This is a genomic window from Arthrobacter sp. TMS2-4, assembly GCF_054511075.1.
This window is the reverse complement of sequence record NZ_JBTNDI010000015.1, coordinates 1-14,730: the sequence shown is the minus strand read 5'-3', so window position 1 is coordinate 14,730 and position 14,730 is coordinate 1. Positions and strand designations below refer to the sequence as shown.

Below are 14,730 nucleotides of genomic sequence, written 5' to 3'. Positions count from 1 at the left end.
TAGCGTGGAGGTGCAGCGGCAGCCGCCCGGCCGCCGTGCCGTCGACGGATGGAGGACATCGTGTCAGAGCAGAGGAAGGTCCTGGGCATCGAAGGGGAACTGCTGCAGCAGCAGGCGGAGGCCCAGGCCGGGGCGTGGCCAGGGACCGGGCCATCGGCGGGCGGCGGAACGGGCGGCTCGGAGGCCGACCGGCAGGAGCAGGACACGCCCCTCGAGGCCGGCGCCGGCTGGCACGAGGTGGGGATCGCCGGCGAGGGGACGGGCGGCTCGGAGGCCGACCGCCTGGAGCAGGCCGCCGACGTGCCGCTCGACGCCGAGGAGGCCTTCCCTCACGGGAGCGGGGACGACGAGGACGCCGTTCCACACGTGGAAGACGACGGGGACGGGGACGCCGACGGCCTGGAATGACGTCGGCGCACCGCGCGGGGCGTCAGTTGCCCAGGGTGCCATCCTTGGGCAGGGCGATGTCGTCCGACTTGGCGAGCTCTTCGACGTTGACGTCCTTGAACGTGATCACGCGGACGTTCTTCACGAAGCGGGCCGAGCGGTAGACATCCCACACCCACGCGTCCTGGAGCGTCAGGTCGAAGTAGACCTCACCGTCGGCGGATCGTGCCTGAAGGTCCACGTGGTTCGCGAGGTAGAACCGGCGCTCGGTCTCCACGACATAGCTGAACAGTCCCACGACGTCCCGGTACTCGCGGTAGAGCTGGAGCTCCATGTCGGTTTCGTAGTTCTCAAGATCCTCGGCACTCATCCGACCATCATCCTCCACTTTGCATTCGGGCCGTGTCAGGCCGCGCCAGGCTTCCCAGACGCCAGGTCTTTCGGTGGTACCCACTCGGGCCGACCGCGTCGATGGCCGCGCGATGGCTTTCCGTCGCGTAGCCCTTGTTCACGTCCCACCCGAAGTCCGGATGGTCGGCGGCGAGGGACACCATCAGGGCGTCACGCTCCACCTTGGCCAGCACGCTGGCCGCCGCAACGCTCAGGCACTTCAGGTCGGCCTTGATCCGCGTGTGTACGGGGGCCGTGCAACCGTGCACGTCGACCTGCTCGACGGCGGCGTCCCCGGCATCGTCCGTCCCGAACAACGCCCCCTGTGACTGCGCCGAGAGCCAGTCGTGGTTACCGTCGAGGATGACGACGTCGGGGGTGACGGTCCCGAGGACCGAAGTCCACGCCCTGCTCCCGGCGGTGCGCAGCGCGGCCATCAGGCCCAGCGCGTCGATCTCGACGGCCGAAGCATGGCCGACGGCGGAGGCAACGGACCAGCGGCGGATGCGGGGCACCAGGGCCTCGCGCTCGGCGGCCGGGAGCAGCTTGCTGTCCCGCACGCCCCGTAGCGGGGACGGCGCGCCGAGGTCGACGACGACGATGCCGACCGATACCGGTCCGGCCAGCGCGCCTCTGCCCACTTCGTCGCAACCGGCCACGTATCGATGGCCGGCGGAGGCGAAGGACTTCTCGATGCTCAGCGTGGGAGCGGTGGAGCGTTTCCTGCGCAGGGCCGTCATGATCCGGTCGGGGTGGGGGCAGGCACGGGTGTGGTGGGAACGGTGGGCTGCGTGCCGGGTGCGGGCTCGGGCACGTCGTCGAACACCTCCATGGGGGTGGTGAGGAAGCCGAGACGGTTCAGCGGCCAGGCGATGACCGCGGCCTTGCCCTCGACGTCCTCGATGTCGACGAAGCCCGCGCCGGGCTTCGTCTGGTTGGCCCGCGAGTCGGCGGATGCGTTGCGGTGGTCCCCCATCACCCAGAGCTTGCCCTCGGGTACGACGACGTCGAAGGGGACGTCGGAGGGGTTGGCCCCCGGGTAGAGGTAGGGCTCGGTGAGCGGCTCGCCGTTGACCGTGAGGCGCGCCTGGGCGTCGCAGCAGATGACGTGGTCCCCTGGAAGCCCGATGACGCGCTTCACCAGGTGCTGCTGGGACTCGTCGGGGGCGAGCCCGATGAAGACGAGGGCCTCTCTGAACCAGCTGACCTGCGTCTCGGCCTGGGCGGGGAGCCAGCCCTCGGTATCACTGAAGACGACGATGTCCCCGCGCTGCAGGTCGAACGGCTGCGGCACCAGCTGGTTGACGAAGATGCGGTCGTCGATCTCCAGGGTCTCCTCCATGGAGCCGGAAGGGATGAAGAACGCACGGAAGAGGAAGGTCTTGATGAGGAACGAAAGCACCAGCGCGATCACGATGATCGTGCCGAGCTCCTTCAGCCACGCGCCGAGGCCTCGATCGCGGCTCTTGCCGTCGCGCCGTCGCTCCCTGGGTGCGTCGGGTGCGGTGCCGTCCGCGGAGTATGCGCGGGGCTCGGACGCGGAGGGTGCGCCTGGATCGGACGCCGATGATACGGGGGCCTCGGCCCGCGAAGAGGACTTCCTGCGGAAGCTCCGTGCCATGTGAACAGTTTCCTCTGTATTCGTGATGCCCGGCTGCCGATGGTGCCGGCGAGCGGCCTTCGACAGGCGACCCGCGCACCGGTTGGACGTCAGTCGGACAGTCGGTCGATCGTGCCCGACCGGTCCAGTGGCCAGACTAGCTGAAAGGCCCGCCCGATGATCCGATCCTCGGCGACGAGCCCGCCGCCCGGTGCTCCGAGCAGCGACCGGGAGTCCGTCGACGCCGACCGGTAGTCGCCGAGGAGCCACAGCCGCCCCTCGGGGACGACGACGTCGAACCGCGTGGTGCTCGCGACGTCGCCCGGATGGACGTACGGCTCGTCGAGGACGGTCCCGTTGACCGTCAGGGATCCGTCCGCGCTGCAGCACACCAGGTGGTCCCCGCCGACCCCGATCACGCGCTTGACGTAGGTGGTGTCGTTGCCTGCCAGCCCGAGCCACTGCCCCGCGCCGGCCAGGACGCGTTCGGGGAGGCTCCGCGGATCCGTGATCGGGTCGAAGGATCCGCGGCCGTCGAAGACGACGACGTCGCCGGGCCGGATGTCCTGATTTGCGAGCTTAGTCACGAGCACCCGGTCGCCCTCGGTGAGCAGGGGCTCCATGGACGCCGACGGTATCGAGTAGATGTCCACGAGGAATCCGCGCACGAGACCGGTGACGAGGACGGCGAGGACGACGGCGGAGAACACGAAACGCCAGCCCACGAAGCGGGGCCGGCGTTCCGGGTGCCCTCCAGCCGGAGACCGGGAAGCGGGCGTTTCATGCACCTTCAGGGAGTTACTTGACCGTCTTGGGGTCGCGCTTCTCCTTGATCTTGGCTGCCTTGCCGCGCAGTTCGCGCATGTAGTACAGCTTGGCGCGGCGCACATCGCCCTTGGAGACAACTTCGATCTTGTCGAGGACCGGGCTGTGCACGGGGAACGTACGCTCCACGCCGACACCGAAGCTCACCTTGCGGACCGTGAAGGTCTCGCGGATGCCGTCGCCCTGGCGGCCGACGACGAAGCCCTTGAAGATCTGAACACGGGTGTTCTTGCCTTCGATGATGTTGACGTGGACGTTGACGGTGTCGCCGGCGCGGAAGTCGGGGACGTTGTCGCGGAAGGATCCGGCGTCGACTGAGTCGAGAATATGCATGGTGATGCTCCTGGTGAACGCCACAGGTCATTCACGTTGGTCACGGCGCTCAAGGATCGGGCACGCGGCCCGGACTATGACGCCGAAGAAGATGTCCGGCCAATCCGATGATTCGGTGGTCGGTGTGTTGAACTGTTGGCCGCACGCCCCCTGTGGCAGGGTCCGGCCCAGTGGACACAGAGCACGATTATTCCACAGGGCCGACGCCAACCGCTAATGCTGGGGTCTCGTGAGCCTGCCGTCGACGACGTCGAAACCCGCGGCGCGCAGCGCGGCGAGGTCCGCCTTCCCGAGAGCTGCGGTGTCCACGCGGTCGAGGAGGTCGGGGCGCCGGTCGGCGGTGCGCCGGAACTGCTCGAGCCGCCGCCACTGCGCGATCTTCGCGTGGTTGCCGCTCAGCAGCACCTCCGGAACCTCGCGGCCGCGCCACGACGACGGCTTGGTGTACACGGGGTATTCGAGCAGGCCGTCCGCGTGGGATTCCTCGACGAGGGATTCCGGGTTCCCGACGACGCCGGGGATGAGCCGGGCGATGGCCTCGACCATGGCGAGCACCGCCACTTCCCCACCGTTGAGCACATAGTCGCCGAGCGATACCGGCCGGACGTCGAACTCCGCGCGCGCCCAGTCGACGGCGCGTTCATCGATGCCCTCGTACCGGCCGCACGCGAAGACCAGATGGTCGACCTCGGCAAGGTCGTACGCCATCGCCTGGTCGAACACGGCGCCCGCGGGGGACGGCACGATGAGGGTGGGCCGTGCGTCCGCGGGCGCGTCCGTCCGGACGGTCTCCAGCGCCTGCGCCCAGGGCTCGGGTTTCATGACCATCCCGGCGCCGCCGCCGTAGGGGGTGTCGTCCACTGTCCGGTGCCTGTCGGTGGTGAAGGACCGCAGGTCGTGGATGCGGACGTCGAGCACGCCGTCCTGGCGTGCCTTGCCGATGAGGGACAGGTCGAGTGCGGCGAGGTACTCCGGGAAGATGGAGACGACGTCGATGCGCACTAGTCGCGTGTCCCGCCCGGGCCGGAATCCGCGGGAGACCCAGCGGGGGCACCGGTCGACGTGTCGGCCGCGGCGTCGCGGGAGAGGTCGTCGCCGTCGTCGGGCGCCTGGTTGGAGCCGGGCGTGTTGAGGTCGAAGAGCCCGGCCGGCGGCACGATGGTCACGAAGCCCGCCTCCGGGTCCACCTCGGGCACGATCGAGGTGACGAACGGTACGAGTGCCTCGTGGCCGTCGGCGAGTTCGACGACGAGGAGGTCCTGGACCGCCATGGTCCGCAGGGCGGTGACCCTGCCGACGGACGCGCCGTCCACGCGGGCGTCCAGGCCGACGAGCTCGTGCTCGTACCAGGCGTCGTCGTCGTCCTCCTGAGCGCCGGCCGTGTCAATGAAGAGCTGGGCGCCGCGCAGGGTCTCCGCCTGGTTCCGGTCTGCCACCTGCTCGAAGCCGACGATCAGGATGTCCTTGTTCCACCGTGCCTTCACGACCGTCAGTTCGGTGACCGCCGCGCCCTCGACGCGAAAGATCCCGCCCGGCTCGAAGCGGTCCTCCGGGGCATCGGTGAAGAGCTGGACCGTCACCTCTCCGCGGATGCCGTGGGGCTTCCCGATCCTGGCTACGAGTACGTCCATGGTGGTGCTCCTGCTGATGGATGGCTGATACGTGGGTACTACGGGGATAGACGGGAACGGCCCCACCACCAGGACCTGGTGGTGGGGCCGTTCAGCACGCTGTTCGGCGTGAGGCTCTGGGCGGGTCAGTCGCGGCGGCGGTCGGTGTCGACGACGTCGACCCGCACCGGTTCGCCGTCCGCGAGGGCCGACACCACGGTGCGCAACGCACGGGCGGTGCGGCCCTGGCGCCCGATCACACGGCCGAGGTCCTCCTGGTGGACGCGGACCTCGAGCGTCTCGCCGCGGCGGTTGTTCTTCGCGGATACCCTGACGTCGTCAGGGTTGTCGACGATGCCGCGGACGAGGTGCTCCAGAGCTTCGGCCAGCAAGTTACTCTGCCTCGGTGGCTTCCGCGGCGGCGTCGTCGGCCTTCTTCGCCTTTGGGGTGATGGCCTCGGGGACGATCACGGAGCCCTTTTCGGGGGCGACGAACGCCTCCTTGGCGGCCTTGGTCCTCAAGGTGCCTTCCTGGCCCTTGAGTCCCTTGAACTTCTGCCAGTCACCGGTGATCTTCAGCAGGACGGAGACCTGCTCGGTGGGCTGCGCGCCGACACCGAGCCAGTACTGCGCACGGTCGGAGTCGATCTCGATGAACGAGGGCTCCTCGGTGGGGTTGTACTTGCCGATCTCTTCGAGGGCACGGCCATCACGCTTGGAGCGTGAATCCATGACGACGACGCGGTAGAACGGTGCGCGGATCTTGCCCATGCGCTTGAGGCGAATCTTTACGGCCACTTGTGTGGTCACTCCTTGTAAGTGAAAAGGGGCGAACCCGTCGTCCTGCTCCCGTGGGGCGGGCCATTCATGAGGGTTCTTCAGGACACAATGCGCGCGCAGAGAGAGGGGCTGCACGGATCGAGTACGGATCCATTGTGCCAGACCACCGTGCTTTAGGCGATTCCGCCGGACGCGTCGTCGGCGGTCACCCTGAGCCGGTTCCGCCAGGGATCCTCGAAACGCAGTTCGGCCCCGGCGTGGTGGCTCGCGACGCGCGCGTGGGCCAGGCGCTCCGCCAGGGCCCCGACCTCGTCCGCCGACGGCACCCGGATGAGGACCTCACCAAGGCCGAGGGTGTCCTTCCGCGGCCCGGCACCCCGGCTGTTCCACACGTTCATGGCCATGTGGTGGTGGTAGCCGCCGGCGGAGACGAAGAGTGCCTGGTCGTGCCACCCGGCGGTGCGCTCGAACCCGAGGACGTCCACGTAGAAGCTGTGGGCCGTGCCGACGTCGCCGACCTGCAGGTGGACGTGGCCCACGCCGGCCGCCCTCGACTCCGCCTGCACCACCGCGTCCTCGGTGAGGTGCCGGTCGAGGTAGTCGCGGGGAGGCAGGGGAAGGCTGTCCATCACGACAGTGCGGGCGCCGCGCTCATCGCTCGTCCAGTTCCACCGGTGGCGGGGGCGGTCGACGTACAGTTCGATGCCGTTCCCTTCGGGATCGGTGAAGTAGAACGCCTCGCTCACGAGGTGGTCCGCGCTGCCCACGTAGGTACTCAGCTCGTGCCGTGCGGCGGACGCGACGGCGGCGGCCAGGTCTGCGCGGTCCTCGAAGAGGACGGCGGTGTGGAAGAGGCCGGCCGCGCCCCGTGGCGGGAGTTGCAGGTGCCGGGCCGCCTCGAGGCGGAGGACGGCATTCCCCCGGCGACCGAGGACGACGGCATCGGCTCCGTCCTCGATCACTTCGAGGCGCAGGGCGTCGGTGTAGTAGCGGGTCAGCCCTGACAGGTCGCCGACCTTGAGGGTCAGCGTCCCCATGGCGGTGTGGGTGGGCAGCAGGTCCTGCTCGTGCATGTCGGCTCCTCGGAGGGGAAGGGTCTCCACTGCACAACTTATTGAAGCTTCAACTTATTCCGGGGCGGCCGAGACGACCTCTCCGCGCAGCACCACGGTCCGGAGGGACGCGAGGGTGCCCACATCCACCCGTGGATCGGCCGCGCAGACCACGGCGTCGGCGCTCGCACCCTCCTCGATTCCCGGGAAGCCCAGCCACGCGCGCGCCGACCAGCAGGCGGCATCGAGCGCCGCGATCGGGCCCAGGCCTGCGGCGGCCAGGGCTGCCACCTCGTCCGGAAGCCTGCCGTGGACGATGACGCTGCCGGCGTCCGTGCCTGCGTAGACGGCGATGCCGGCGTCGTGGGCGTGCCGGACCATCGCTTCGCGGCCGCTCCACAATCGGCGCATGTGCGCCGCGTAGTCGGGATACTTGCCGGCAGCGCCGTCCGCGATGGCGGGGAAGGTGTCGATATTGATCAGCGTGGGGACGATCGCCACGCCCTGCTCCACGAACCGGGGGATGTGCCGCGGCAGCATGCCGGTGGCGTGTTCGATGCAGTCGATGCCGGCGTCGAGCATGCCGTCGAGCGTCTCGGCGGCGAAGCAGTGGGCCGTCACGCGGGCACCCTCCGCGTGTGCGGCGTCGACCGCTTCCTTCAGGGCTTCGGGGGGAAAGGCCGGCGCGAGGTCGCCCAGGGAGCGGTCGATCCAGTCCCCCACGATCTTGACCCACCCGTCGCCGCGCCGCGCCTGCTCCGCGACGGCCCCGGCCAGCTGGGCCGGTTCCACCTCGACGGCGTAGTCGCGGAAGTAGCGGCGGGTCCTCGCCACGTGCCGGCCCGCACGCACCAGGCGCGGGAGGTCCGCGCGGTCGTTCATCCACCGCGTGTCATTGACGACACCGGCGTCCCGGATGAGCAGCGTGCCGGCGTCGCGGTCCTGCAGTGCCTGCCGTTCTGCCACCGCGTCGGGCACGCGCCCCCGCCGGTCCAGGCCGACATGGCAGTGCGCGTCGACGAGGCCCGGCAGCACCCATCCCTCGATGGTCCGCAGCGGGCGGCCGGGCGGGCGACGAAAGGTGAAGCAGCCGTCCTGTACGTAGACGTCGCCCACCGCCTCGGACGGCGAGAGCAGCACCGTCCCGGTGAGGTGCAGGAAACCGGGACCGTCAGGCAGCACCGAGCCCGCCGGCCTGCGGTCCTCATACCGCTGACTCACGCGGCGGCCTGCCGTCGGCGCGCACGCAGGAAGGACCGGATGAGCGCATCGCCCTCTGCGGTGTCGTGCGGCCGGTGCCCGCCCGGAGTCACCCGGTGGATCGCGCCCGTGCCGGCGAGGTAGTCGGCCACCTCCTCGTACAGGGGCTCCCATCCGCCGGTCAGCACCAGGGTCGGCACGCCGGGGACGATCGCCAGCGGAGCCTCCCAGGGAGGGCTCTGGAGCCGCAGCCGCGCGGCGTCCCGGCGGTCGTCACCCGTGGCGGGCGTCCGCGCATCGGTGTCGAACACGCGCCGCACGAAGGCGCGCAGGAAGTCGTCGTCGGACATCGCATGACGTCCGGCAAAGAGCGGCTTCATCAGGGCGAGGTGCGCCGCGGTGGCCGGCAGTCCGGCCGTGAGGGAGAAGCACGCCGGCTCGACGAGGACGAGCGAACGCACCAGGTCAGGACGCTCGACGGCGAGCATCATCGCCGCCACGGCGCCCTGCGAATGGGCGACGACGTGTCCCCCACCGCCCAGGGCATCGGCGACGATCTCCTGGTCCCGGTCATGGTCGGTGGCGACGGGCTCGTCGGTCGCGGAGAACCCGTGCCGGCGGACGTACAGGCAGTCGAAGTCGATGGACAGGCCGTGCTGCCGGGGCCACGCCGCAGCACCGAACGGACCGCTGCCGTGGACGAACACCACGCGCTCGGCGACCATCACGGATCCGCGCACATCGCGGTGCGGGGTCCCCGCGGGCCGGGTTCCGACAACACCCGCGGTCTACTTCCCGAGGAACTTCTCGAAGCCCTTGGGAAGATTCATCGCGGACGGGTCGAAGTCCTGCTGCCCACCGAAAGCGGCGCCGGTGGGCGCTGCCTTGCGTGCGGCCGCGCGCCGGGCCTCCGCCTCCTGGCGCTCCTGGGCGGCCTTCGCGGGGTTGCCCGAGCGCGGCTTCTTCTTGTCCTTCGCGGCGACGGCCTTGTTCTTGCGGGGTCCGCCGAAGCCCCCCGGACCGGCCATGCCGGGCATGCCCGGGATGCCCCCGCCGGAGGCCATCTTCTTCATCATCTTCTGGGCCTGCGTGAAGCGCTCCAGCAGGCCGTTGACCTCGGAGACGTGGACGCCGGAACCGCGGGCGATCCTCGCGCGGCGCGAACCGTTGATGATCTTGGGGGCGACGCGCTCGTGCGGGGTCATCGAGCGGACGATGGCCTCCACGCGGTCGATCTCCCGCTCGTCGAAGTTCTCCAGCTGCTCCCGCATGTTCGCGGCGCCCGGCATCATCATGAGCATCTTCTTCATGGAGCCCATGTTGCGGATCTGCTGCATCTGCGTGAGGAAGTCGTCGAGGGTGAAGTCCTCCTGGTCGGCGAACTTCTTCGCCATCCGCGCCGCTTCGTCCTTGTCCCAGGACTGCTCGGCCTGCTCGATCAGGGTGAGGATGTCACCCATGTCGAGGATGCGCGAGGCCATGCGGTCGGGGTGGAACAGCTCGAAGTCGGCGAGGCCCTCACCCGTGGAGGCGAACATGACCGGCTTGCCCGTCACGGATGCGACCGAGAGGGCGGCACCACCGCGGGCGTCGCCGTCGAGCTTGGTGAGCACGACGCCGGTGAAGTCCACGCCCTCGTTGAAGGCGAGCGCCGTGTTGACGGCGTCCTGGCCGATCATCGCGTCGATGACGAACAGCACCTCGTCGGGGCTGATGGCCGCACGGATGTCGGCGGCCTGCTGCATGAGTTCGGCGTCCACACCGAGGCGTCCGGCGGTGTCGACGATGACGACGTCGTGCAGCCGGGTACGGGCCTCGGCGACACCCTGACGGGCGACGGCGACCGGGTCACCGGTGGCAGCCTCGAATTCGGAGCTGACGCCCGGGTGCGGCGCGTAGACGGGGACGCCGGCCCGCTCGCCGTTGACCTGGAGCTGGCGGACGGCGTTGGGGCGCTGGAGGTCGCACGCGACGAGCAGCGGGCTGTGGCCCTGGCCCTTGAGCCACTTGGAGAGCTTGCCCGCGAGCGTGGTCTTTCCCGCGCCCTGCAGGCCCGCGAGCATGATGACGGTGGGCGGGTTCTTCGCCAGCCGGATGCGCCGGGTCTCGCCGCCGAGGATCCCGACGAGTTCCTCGTTGACGATCTTGACGATCTGCTGGCCGGGGTTCAGGGCCTGCGAGACCTCGAGGCCGAGGGCGCGTTCCTTGACGGCGGCCGTGAAGGCGCGGACCACGGGGACGGCGACGTCGGCGTCGAGCAGGGCGCGACGAATCTCGCGGACCGTGGCATCGATGTCCGCCTCGGTGAGGCGGCCCTTGCCGCGCAGGTTCTTGAAGGTTGCAGTCAGCCGGTCGGAGAGTGAATTGAACACGTGCCGTGCACTACTTTCATCGGGGACTTTGGAGACTCAACTTCCAAGGGTATCAACTGGGGACCTCCGGGGAGCGCTCGACGACGCGTCCCGGGCCACCTTGTGGCCCTCCCCCGCGGAGGGACGGGCGCGACCGCAACCCGCCTCGCCGACGCAGGACACCTGACGACAGAAGTGGCAAGGTGAAGAGGTGGACACTTCTTCGCTCGCAGAGCACGACACCATCCCCGCCGACGCCGAGACCCGCGTGAGGACGCTCCTGATCCTCGGAGCCTCCGGCGACCTCACCGGGCGCCTTCTCCTGCCGGGACTCGCGCGGCTCATCCGCCTCGGCCGTGCCGACGGGCTGAAGCTGGTGGGCGCGGGCTCCGACGACTGGACCGACGAGCAGTGGCGTGCGCGGGTGGACGACTCCTTCGCCGTCGCCCGAGAGAAGGCGGACGACGTGGGGCGGGCATCCCTGCAGCAGGTGCGCGACGACAGCTGGTACCAGTTCCTCGACGTCACCAAGGACGGACTGGCCGACCTGGTGCAGGGCCTGGAAGGACCGGTGGCCATCTACTTCGCGTTGCCCCCGGCCGTCAGTCAGCTGGCGTGCGGCGCCCTCGGACCGGATTCGCTGCCGAAGAGCACCCGTCTCGTGATGGAGAAGCCCTTCGGCACCGACCAGGCGAGCGCGCACGAACTCAACGAGAAGCTCTCGGGACTGGTCCCCGAGCAGAACATCCACCGGGTGGACCACTTCCTCGGCAAGGCGACGGTGTTCAACATCCTCGGCCTCCGGTTCGCCAACCGTATCCTCGAGCCGGTGTGGAACAACCTCCACATCGAGAAGGTCGAGGTGATCTTCGACGAGGACCTCGCCCTCGAGAACCGGGCCCGCTACTACGACGGCGCCGGTGCGCTGCGCGACATGATCCAGAGCCACCTGCTGCACGTCATGGCACTCCTGGCCCTGAACCCGCCGTCGACCCTGCACGAGAGGGACCTCCGCGATCACATCGGCTCCGTCCTCCGGGCCAGCTCGGTGGACCTGGACAGTCCGGGCAGCAGCCGCCGGGCACGCTATGCGGCGGGCACGATCGGCGACCGGGAGGTCCCCGACTACGCCGCCGAGCCCGGCGTCGACCCGGAGAAGGGCACCGAGACGCTCGCCGAGATCACCGTGTCCATCAACAACGAGCGCTGGTCCGGTGTGCCGTTCGTCCTCCGCTCCGGCAAGGCGCTCGGCCTGAAGCGCAAGGAGGCCGTCATCACCTTCCGGCCCGTGAACCACCTGCCCGTCGGGTTCACGGGCCAGGACGCGCCGACGAAGCTGCGCATCGGATTCGGTCCCGACACGCTGCAGCTCGAGATCGACGTGAACGGGCCCGGCGATATCTTCGCTCTCGACCGGGCAACCCTCAGCGCCGACCTCAACGCGACCGACCTCCTTCCCTACGGCGAGGTGATCGAGGGCGTCCTCGAAGGCGATCCCACGCTCTCGGTCCGCGGTGACACCGCGGAGGACTGCTGGCGCATCGTGGAGCCGGTCCTGAAGGCGTGGTCCCAGGACCGGGTGCCCCTCGAGGAGTACGCGGCGGGTTCCGGCGGGCCGGACGCATGGCCGTCGTCGCACGGCCGGAAGGAGTAGGGGCCGCGGGGTCCGCGCCCACCGACTCACCCTGTTCGCTGGGCATGACGCATGATGCCCTCCGCGAAGGGCGAGTCGGCGGGCAGAAGGATCACGGAGAGTGCTTCGCAGCTCCGACCGTTGCGCGGGCCAGCAGTTCGTCGAGCTGTTCGTAGCACTCTGCCAGGCCGGCCTCCATCCCCGACTGCACCATGCCGCCACGGGCCTCCATGGTCGGATAGACGGCATGCGCGGTCAGCCGCGTCCTCCCGCCGGGCAGCTCCTGGAAGCTCAGGAACTCGATGCTGACGACATCCGGGTAGCCGTCGTACTCGAAGGTCTGGATTGCGAACTCGTTGTCCCGGACGGTGTGGAAGACACCGCTGAAGATGTGGTCGACGCCGTCGGGTGCGGTGTGCGTGTAACGGTAGCTTCCGCCGGTCCGGAACTCGTACTGCTGGACGCCCAGCCGTTGGCGCCGTGGGCCGAGCCACTGGGCAACGAGCCCGGGGTCGGCGTACGCGTGGAAGACCTCCGCCACGGGGAAGTCGAACTCGCGTTCGAGGTCGATGAAGGGGAGGCCCTCCGGGACGGTGAGTTTCAGGGCATTGCTCATGACGGGTCCTTTGCCTGCGGGTCGCGTGCCGCGGCCTGGGTGTGGAGCACGACGTCGAGGCCGCGGAACTGTTCCTCGCGGACCAGCCGGTACTGGTCGATCCACGCGGTGAGCGCCTCCAGTCGTGCGGGGTTCAGGTGGACGGGCCGGCGCTGGGCGTCGCGTGTGCGCGTGACGAGCTGCGCCTGCTCGAGGACCTGAATGTGCTTCGAGACCGCCTGCTTGGAGATCGCGAAGGGTTCCGCCAGTTCGTTGACCGTGGCCGGACCCCGGCCGAGGCGGGCGATGATGCCGCGGCGGACGGGATCGGCGAGCGCCAGGAAGGCGATGTCGAGGTGCTCGTCGTCGGTCACAGGTCAACCTCCGGATAGGTAACCACTCGATTGATCAACGTTTTGGTTGATCAATGTACTGGTTGTCCAAGGGTAGGCCTCGGTATCCGCGGGGGCAAGGGGCCCGACTCCCCTTTTCGGCGCAGCCGCACGCCCACCGACCCGCGCTGCTCAGTGGGCATGTCGCAAGATGCCCCCTGAGCAGGGCGAGTCGGTGGGCAGAAGCGCCAGGGCCAGGACAGCGGGACGCCCGGCCGGGATCTCCCGGCCGGGCGCGTGAACTGACTGCTGTGCTTGGCGTACCTGCTGTGCTTGGCGTACCTGCTGTGATTCTTGTGTGGAGGCTGCCCTACAGGGCGGCGTCTCCCCGTTCGCCGGTGCGGACGCGGACGGCCTCCTCGACCGGGATGACCCACACCTTGCCGTCCCCGGCACGACCCGTGTTCGCGGTGGAGACCAGGACATCCACGATGTCGGTCACCCACGCGTCCGCGACGAGCACCTCGACGCGCGCCTTCTGCAGGAGGTCCACGGTGTACTCCGCCCCGCGGTAGACCTCGGTGTGCCCGCGCTGGCGGCCGTAGCCGCTCGCCTCGCTCACCGTCAGTCCCTGCACGCCGTAGTTCTCCAGGGCCCCGCGTACTCCGTCGAGCTTGTCGGGCCGGACGATGGCTGTGACCAATTTCATGACTTTACGCCTTCCGTGACGTCCTGCTGCGCGGGATCCTGCGTGGTGCGGTGCTTGCCGCCCTGCTGGGCGACGAGTTGGTCGGCGTACGGGTGGAAGGACCCGCCGACGCCGAGTCCGCCGAATTCGTAGGCGGTCTCCGCGTGCTCGGTGAGGTCCACGCCGGACACCTCGTCGTCCGAGCTGATCCGGAACCCGATGGTCTTGTGGATGGCGAGGCCGATGATCGCGGTCATGATCGCGGAGAGGGCGATCGCGATGGCTGCGGCCACGATCTGCGCGATCAGCTGGCTGAGCCCGCCGCCGTAGAAGAGGCCGCCACCCTCACCGTCCACCGGCAGCATGATGAAGCCGAGGGACAGCGTGCCGACGATGCCTGCGACGAGGTGGACGGCGACGACGTCGAGCGAGTCGTCGAACCCGAGCCGGTACTTGATGCCGACGGCGAGGGCGCAGATAACGCCGGAGACGATGCCCAGGCAGATGGCGCCGACGGGGCTGACATTCGCGCAGGCGGGGGTGATGGCGACGAGCCCGGCCACGATGCCCGAGGCGGCACCGAGCGAGGTGGGCCGTCCGTCACGGATGCGTTCGGTCATGAGCCAGCCGACCATGGCGGCGGCCGGGGCTGCCATGGTGTTGACCCAGATCAGGCCCGCTTCCTCGGCGGAACCGGCCGCGCCGCCGTTGAAGCCGAACCAGCCGAACCACAGGAGTGCGGCGCCGAGCATCACGAAGGGGATGTTGTGCGGGCGCTGCGCCGGGTCCTTGCCGAAGCCCTGGCGCTTGCCGAGGATCAGGGCGAGCACGAGGGCCGCGACGCCGGCGCTGATGTGGACCACGGTGCCGCCGGCGAAGTCGACGGCCTCACCGACCGCAGCGGGGGAGGGGGAGTGGGCGGGCAGGAGGCCTCCGCCCCAAACCACGAACACA

At 69.5% G+C, this 14,730-nt stretch carries 19 protein-coding genes; 2 read left to right on the top strand and 17 right to left on the bottom strand.

All coding sequences use genetic code 11. From position 1 onward, the window contains the following. Nucleotides 1-60 precede the first annotated feature (60 nt). The gene (locus ACX80F_RS15105) at nucleotides 61-408 is read left to right on the top strand and encodes a hypothetical protein (RefSeq protein WP_459337223.1); all 348 of its coding nucleotides are present in this window, start codon (nucleotides 61-63) and stop codon (nucleotides 406-408) included. 22 nt (nucleotides 409-430) lie between these two features. Here ACX80F_RS15105 and ACX80F_RS15100 read toward each other — a convergent pair whose 3' ends face one another. The 13 genes from ACX80F_RS15100 to ffh all read right to left on the bottom strand — a co-directional run bounded on the left by ACX80F_RS15100 (nucleotide 431) and on the right by ffh (nucleotide 10,549). Next, nucleotides 431-757, bottom strand: a complete 327-nt coding sequence (locus ACX80F_RS15100; RefSeq protein ID WP_043445771.1) for a DUF2469 domain-containing protein — start codon at nucleotides 755-757, stop codon at nucleotides 431-433. A 7-nt stretch (nucleotides 758-764) separates the two neighbouring features. Next, nucleotides 765-1,517 carry a ribonuclease HII gene (locus ACX80F_RS15095; RefSeq protein WP_459337222.1) on the bottom strand — a complete coding sequence of 251 codons (753 nt, stop codon included), beginning with the start codon at nucleotides 1,515-1,517 and terminating at the stop codon, nucleotides 765-767. Further along, nucleotides 1,514-2,398 carry a signal peptidase I gene (gene lepB, locus ACX80F_RS15090; protein ID WP_459337221.1) on the bottom strand — a complete coding sequence of 295 codons (885 nt, stop codon included), beginning with the start codon at nucleotides 2,396-2,398 and terminating at the stop codon, nucleotides 1,514-1,516. Before lepB (ACX80F_RS15090) ends, ACX80F_RS15095 begins: the two co-directional genes overlap by 4 nt. Nucleotides 2,399-2,487: 89 nt before the next feature. Further along, the gene (gene lepB, locus ACX80F_RS15085; RefSeq protein ID WP_459337220.1) at nucleotides 2,488-3,102 is read right to left on the bottom strand and encodes a signal peptidase I; all 615 of its coding nucleotides are present in this window, start codon (nucleotides 3,100-3,102) and stop codon (nucleotides 2,488-2,490) included. 73 nt (nucleotides 3,103-3,175) lie between these two features. Continuing rightward, nucleotides 3,176-3,535, bottom strand: coding sequence for a 50S ribosomal protein L19 (rplS, locus tag ACX80F_RS15080; protein WP_087075993.1), 360 nt, complete (start codon nucleotides 3,533-3,535; stop codon nucleotides 3,176-3,178). Nucleotides 3,536-3,748: 213 nt separating this feature from the next. Beyond that, nucleotides 3,749-4,537: a tRNA (guanosine(37)-N1)-methyltransferase TrmD gene (gene trmD / locus ACX80F_RS15075; RefSeq protein WP_459337219.1), complete on the bottom strand. Its 789-nt coding sequence runs from the start codon at nucleotides 4,535-4,537 to the stop codon at nucleotides 3,749-3,751. Continuing rightward, the gene (gene rimM, locus ACX80F_RS15070) at nucleotides 4,537-5,166 is read right to left on the bottom strand and encodes a ribosome maturation factor RimM (RefSeq protein WP_459337218.1); all 630 of its coding nucleotides are present in this window, start codon (nucleotides 5,164-5,166) and stop codon (nucleotides 4,537-4,539) included. Before rimM ends, trmD begins: the two co-directional genes overlap by 1 nt. A gap of 125 nt (nucleotides 5,167-5,291) precedes the next feature. Beyond that, entirely contained in the window at nucleotides 5,292-5,537 is a 246-nt protein-coding gene (locus ACX80F_RS15065) for an RNA-binding protein (RefSeq protein ID WP_199278262.1), read from the bottom strand. Nucleotide 5,538: 1 nt separating this feature from the next. Beyond that, nucleotides 5,539-5,943: a 30S ribosomal protein S16 gene (rpsP, locus tag ACX80F_RS15060; protein ID WP_459337217.1), complete on the bottom strand. Its 405-nt coding sequence runs from the start codon at nucleotides 5,941-5,943 to the stop codon at nucleotides 5,539-5,541. A 155-nt stretch (nucleotides 5,944-6,098) separates the two neighbouring features. Further along, the gene (locus tag ACX80F_RS15055; RefSeq protein WP_459337216.1) at nucleotides 6,099-6,998 is read right to left on the bottom strand and encodes a VOC family protein; all 900 of its coding nucleotides are present in this window, start codon (nucleotides 6,996-6,998) and stop codon (nucleotides 6,099-6,101) included. 54 nt (nucleotides 6,999-7,052) lie between these two features. Continuing rightward, nucleotides 7,053-8,156 carry an amidohydrolase family protein gene (locus ACX80F_RS15050; RefSeq protein ID WP_459337266.1) on the bottom strand — a complete coding sequence of 368 codons (1,104 nt, stop codon included), beginning with the start codon at nucleotides 8,154-8,156 and terminating at the stop codon, nucleotides 7,053-7,055. A gap of 38 nt (nucleotides 8,157-8,194) precedes the next feature. Beyond that, nucleotides 8,195-8,902, bottom strand: a complete 708-nt coding sequence (locus tag ACX80F_RS15045) for an alpha/beta fold hydrolase (RefSeq protein ID WP_459337215.1) — start codon at nucleotides 8,900-8,902, stop codon at nucleotides 8,195-8,197. 63 nt (nucleotides 8,903-8,965) lie between these two features. After that, nucleotides 8,966-10,549, bottom strand: coding sequence for a signal recognition particle protein (gene ffh, locus ACX80F_RS15040; protein ID WP_459337214.1), 1,584 nt, complete (start codon nucleotides 10,547-10,549; stop codon nucleotides 8,966-8,968). Nucleotides 10,550-10,739: 190 nt separating this feature from the next. Between ffh and ACX80F_RS15035 the strand changes: the two genes are divergently transcribed. Further along, nucleotides 10,740-12,182, top strand: coding sequence for a glucose-6-phosphate dehydrogenase (locus ACX80F_RS15035; RefSeq protein ID WP_459337213.1), 1,443 nt, complete (start codon nucleotides 10,740-10,742; stop codon nucleotides 12,180-12,182). 91 nt (nucleotides 12,183-12,273) lie between these two features. Here ACX80F_RS15035 and ACX80F_RS15030 read toward each other — a convergent pair whose 3' ends face one another. The 4 genes from ACX80F_RS15030 to ACX80F_RS15015 form a co-directional block, all read right to left on the bottom strand. After that, nucleotides 12,274-12,777, bottom strand: a complete 504-nt coding sequence (locus tag ACX80F_RS15030; protein WP_459337212.1) for an SRPBCC family protein — start codon at nucleotides 12,775-12,777, stop codon at nucleotides 12,274-12,276. Then, nucleotides 12,774-13,130 carry an ArsR/SmtB family transcription factor gene (locus tag ACX80F_RS15025; protein ID WP_459337211.1) on the bottom strand — a complete coding sequence of 119 codons (357 nt, stop codon included), beginning with the start codon at nucleotides 13,128-13,130 and terminating at the stop codon, nucleotides 12,774-12,776. The genes ACX80F_RS15030 and ACX80F_RS15025 overlap by 4 nt, the downstream gene beginning before the upstream one ends. 328 nt (nucleotides 13,131-13,458) lie before the next feature. Further along, the gene (locus ACX80F_RS15020; protein WP_459337210.1) at nucleotides 13,459-13,797 is read right to left on the bottom strand and encodes a P-II family nitrogen regulator; all 339 of its coding nucleotides are present in this window, start codon (nucleotides 13,795-13,797) and stop codon (nucleotides 13,459-13,461) included. Then, on the bottom strand, nucleotides 13,794-14,730 hold a 937-nt coding region (locus tag ACX80F_RS15015), incomplete at its 5' end, for an ammonium transporter (protein ID WP_459337209.1). The genes ACX80F_RS15015 and ACX80F_RS15020, both read right to left, overlap by 4 nt.

Bases quoted from the DNA above. Each gene is read 5' to 3' on its own strand.
- rplS (WP_087075993.1), bottom strand. From the start codon at position 3,535: ATGCATATTCTCGACTCAGTCGACGCCGGATCCTTCCGCGACAACGTC.
- ACX80F_RS15100 (WP_043445771.1), bottom strand. From the start codon at position 757: ATGAGTGCCGAGGATCTTGAGAACTACGAAACCGACATGGAGCTCCAG.
- ACX80F_RS15045 (WP_459337215.1), bottom strand. From the start codon at position 8,902: ATGGTCGCCGAGCGCGTGGTGTTCGTCCACGGCAGCGGTCCGTTCGGT.
- ACX80F_RS15030 (WP_459337212.1), bottom strand. From the start codon at position 12,777: ATGAGCAATGCCCTGAAACTCACCGTCCCGGAGGGCCTCCCCTTCATC.
- ACX80F_RS15095 (WP_459337222.1), bottom strand. From the start codon at position 1,517: ATGACGGCCCTGCGCAGGAAACGCTCCACCGCTCCCACGCTGAGCATC.
- ACX80F_RS15055 (WP_459337216.1), bottom strand. From the start codon at position 6,998: ATGCACGAGCAGGACCTGCTGCCCACCCACACCGCCATGGGGACGCTG.
- lepB (WP_459337221.1), bottom strand. From the start codon at position 2,398: ATGGCACGGAGCTTCCGCAGGAAGTCCTCTTCGCGGGCCGAGGCCCCC.
- ACX80F_RS15020 (WP_459337210.1), bottom strand. From the start codon at position 13,797: ATGAAATTGGTCACAGCCATCGTCCGGCCCGACAAGCTCGACGGAGTA.
- rimM (WP_459337218.1), bottom strand. From the start codon at position 5,166: ATGGACGTACTCGTAGCCAGGATCGGGAAGCCCCACGGCATCCGCGGA.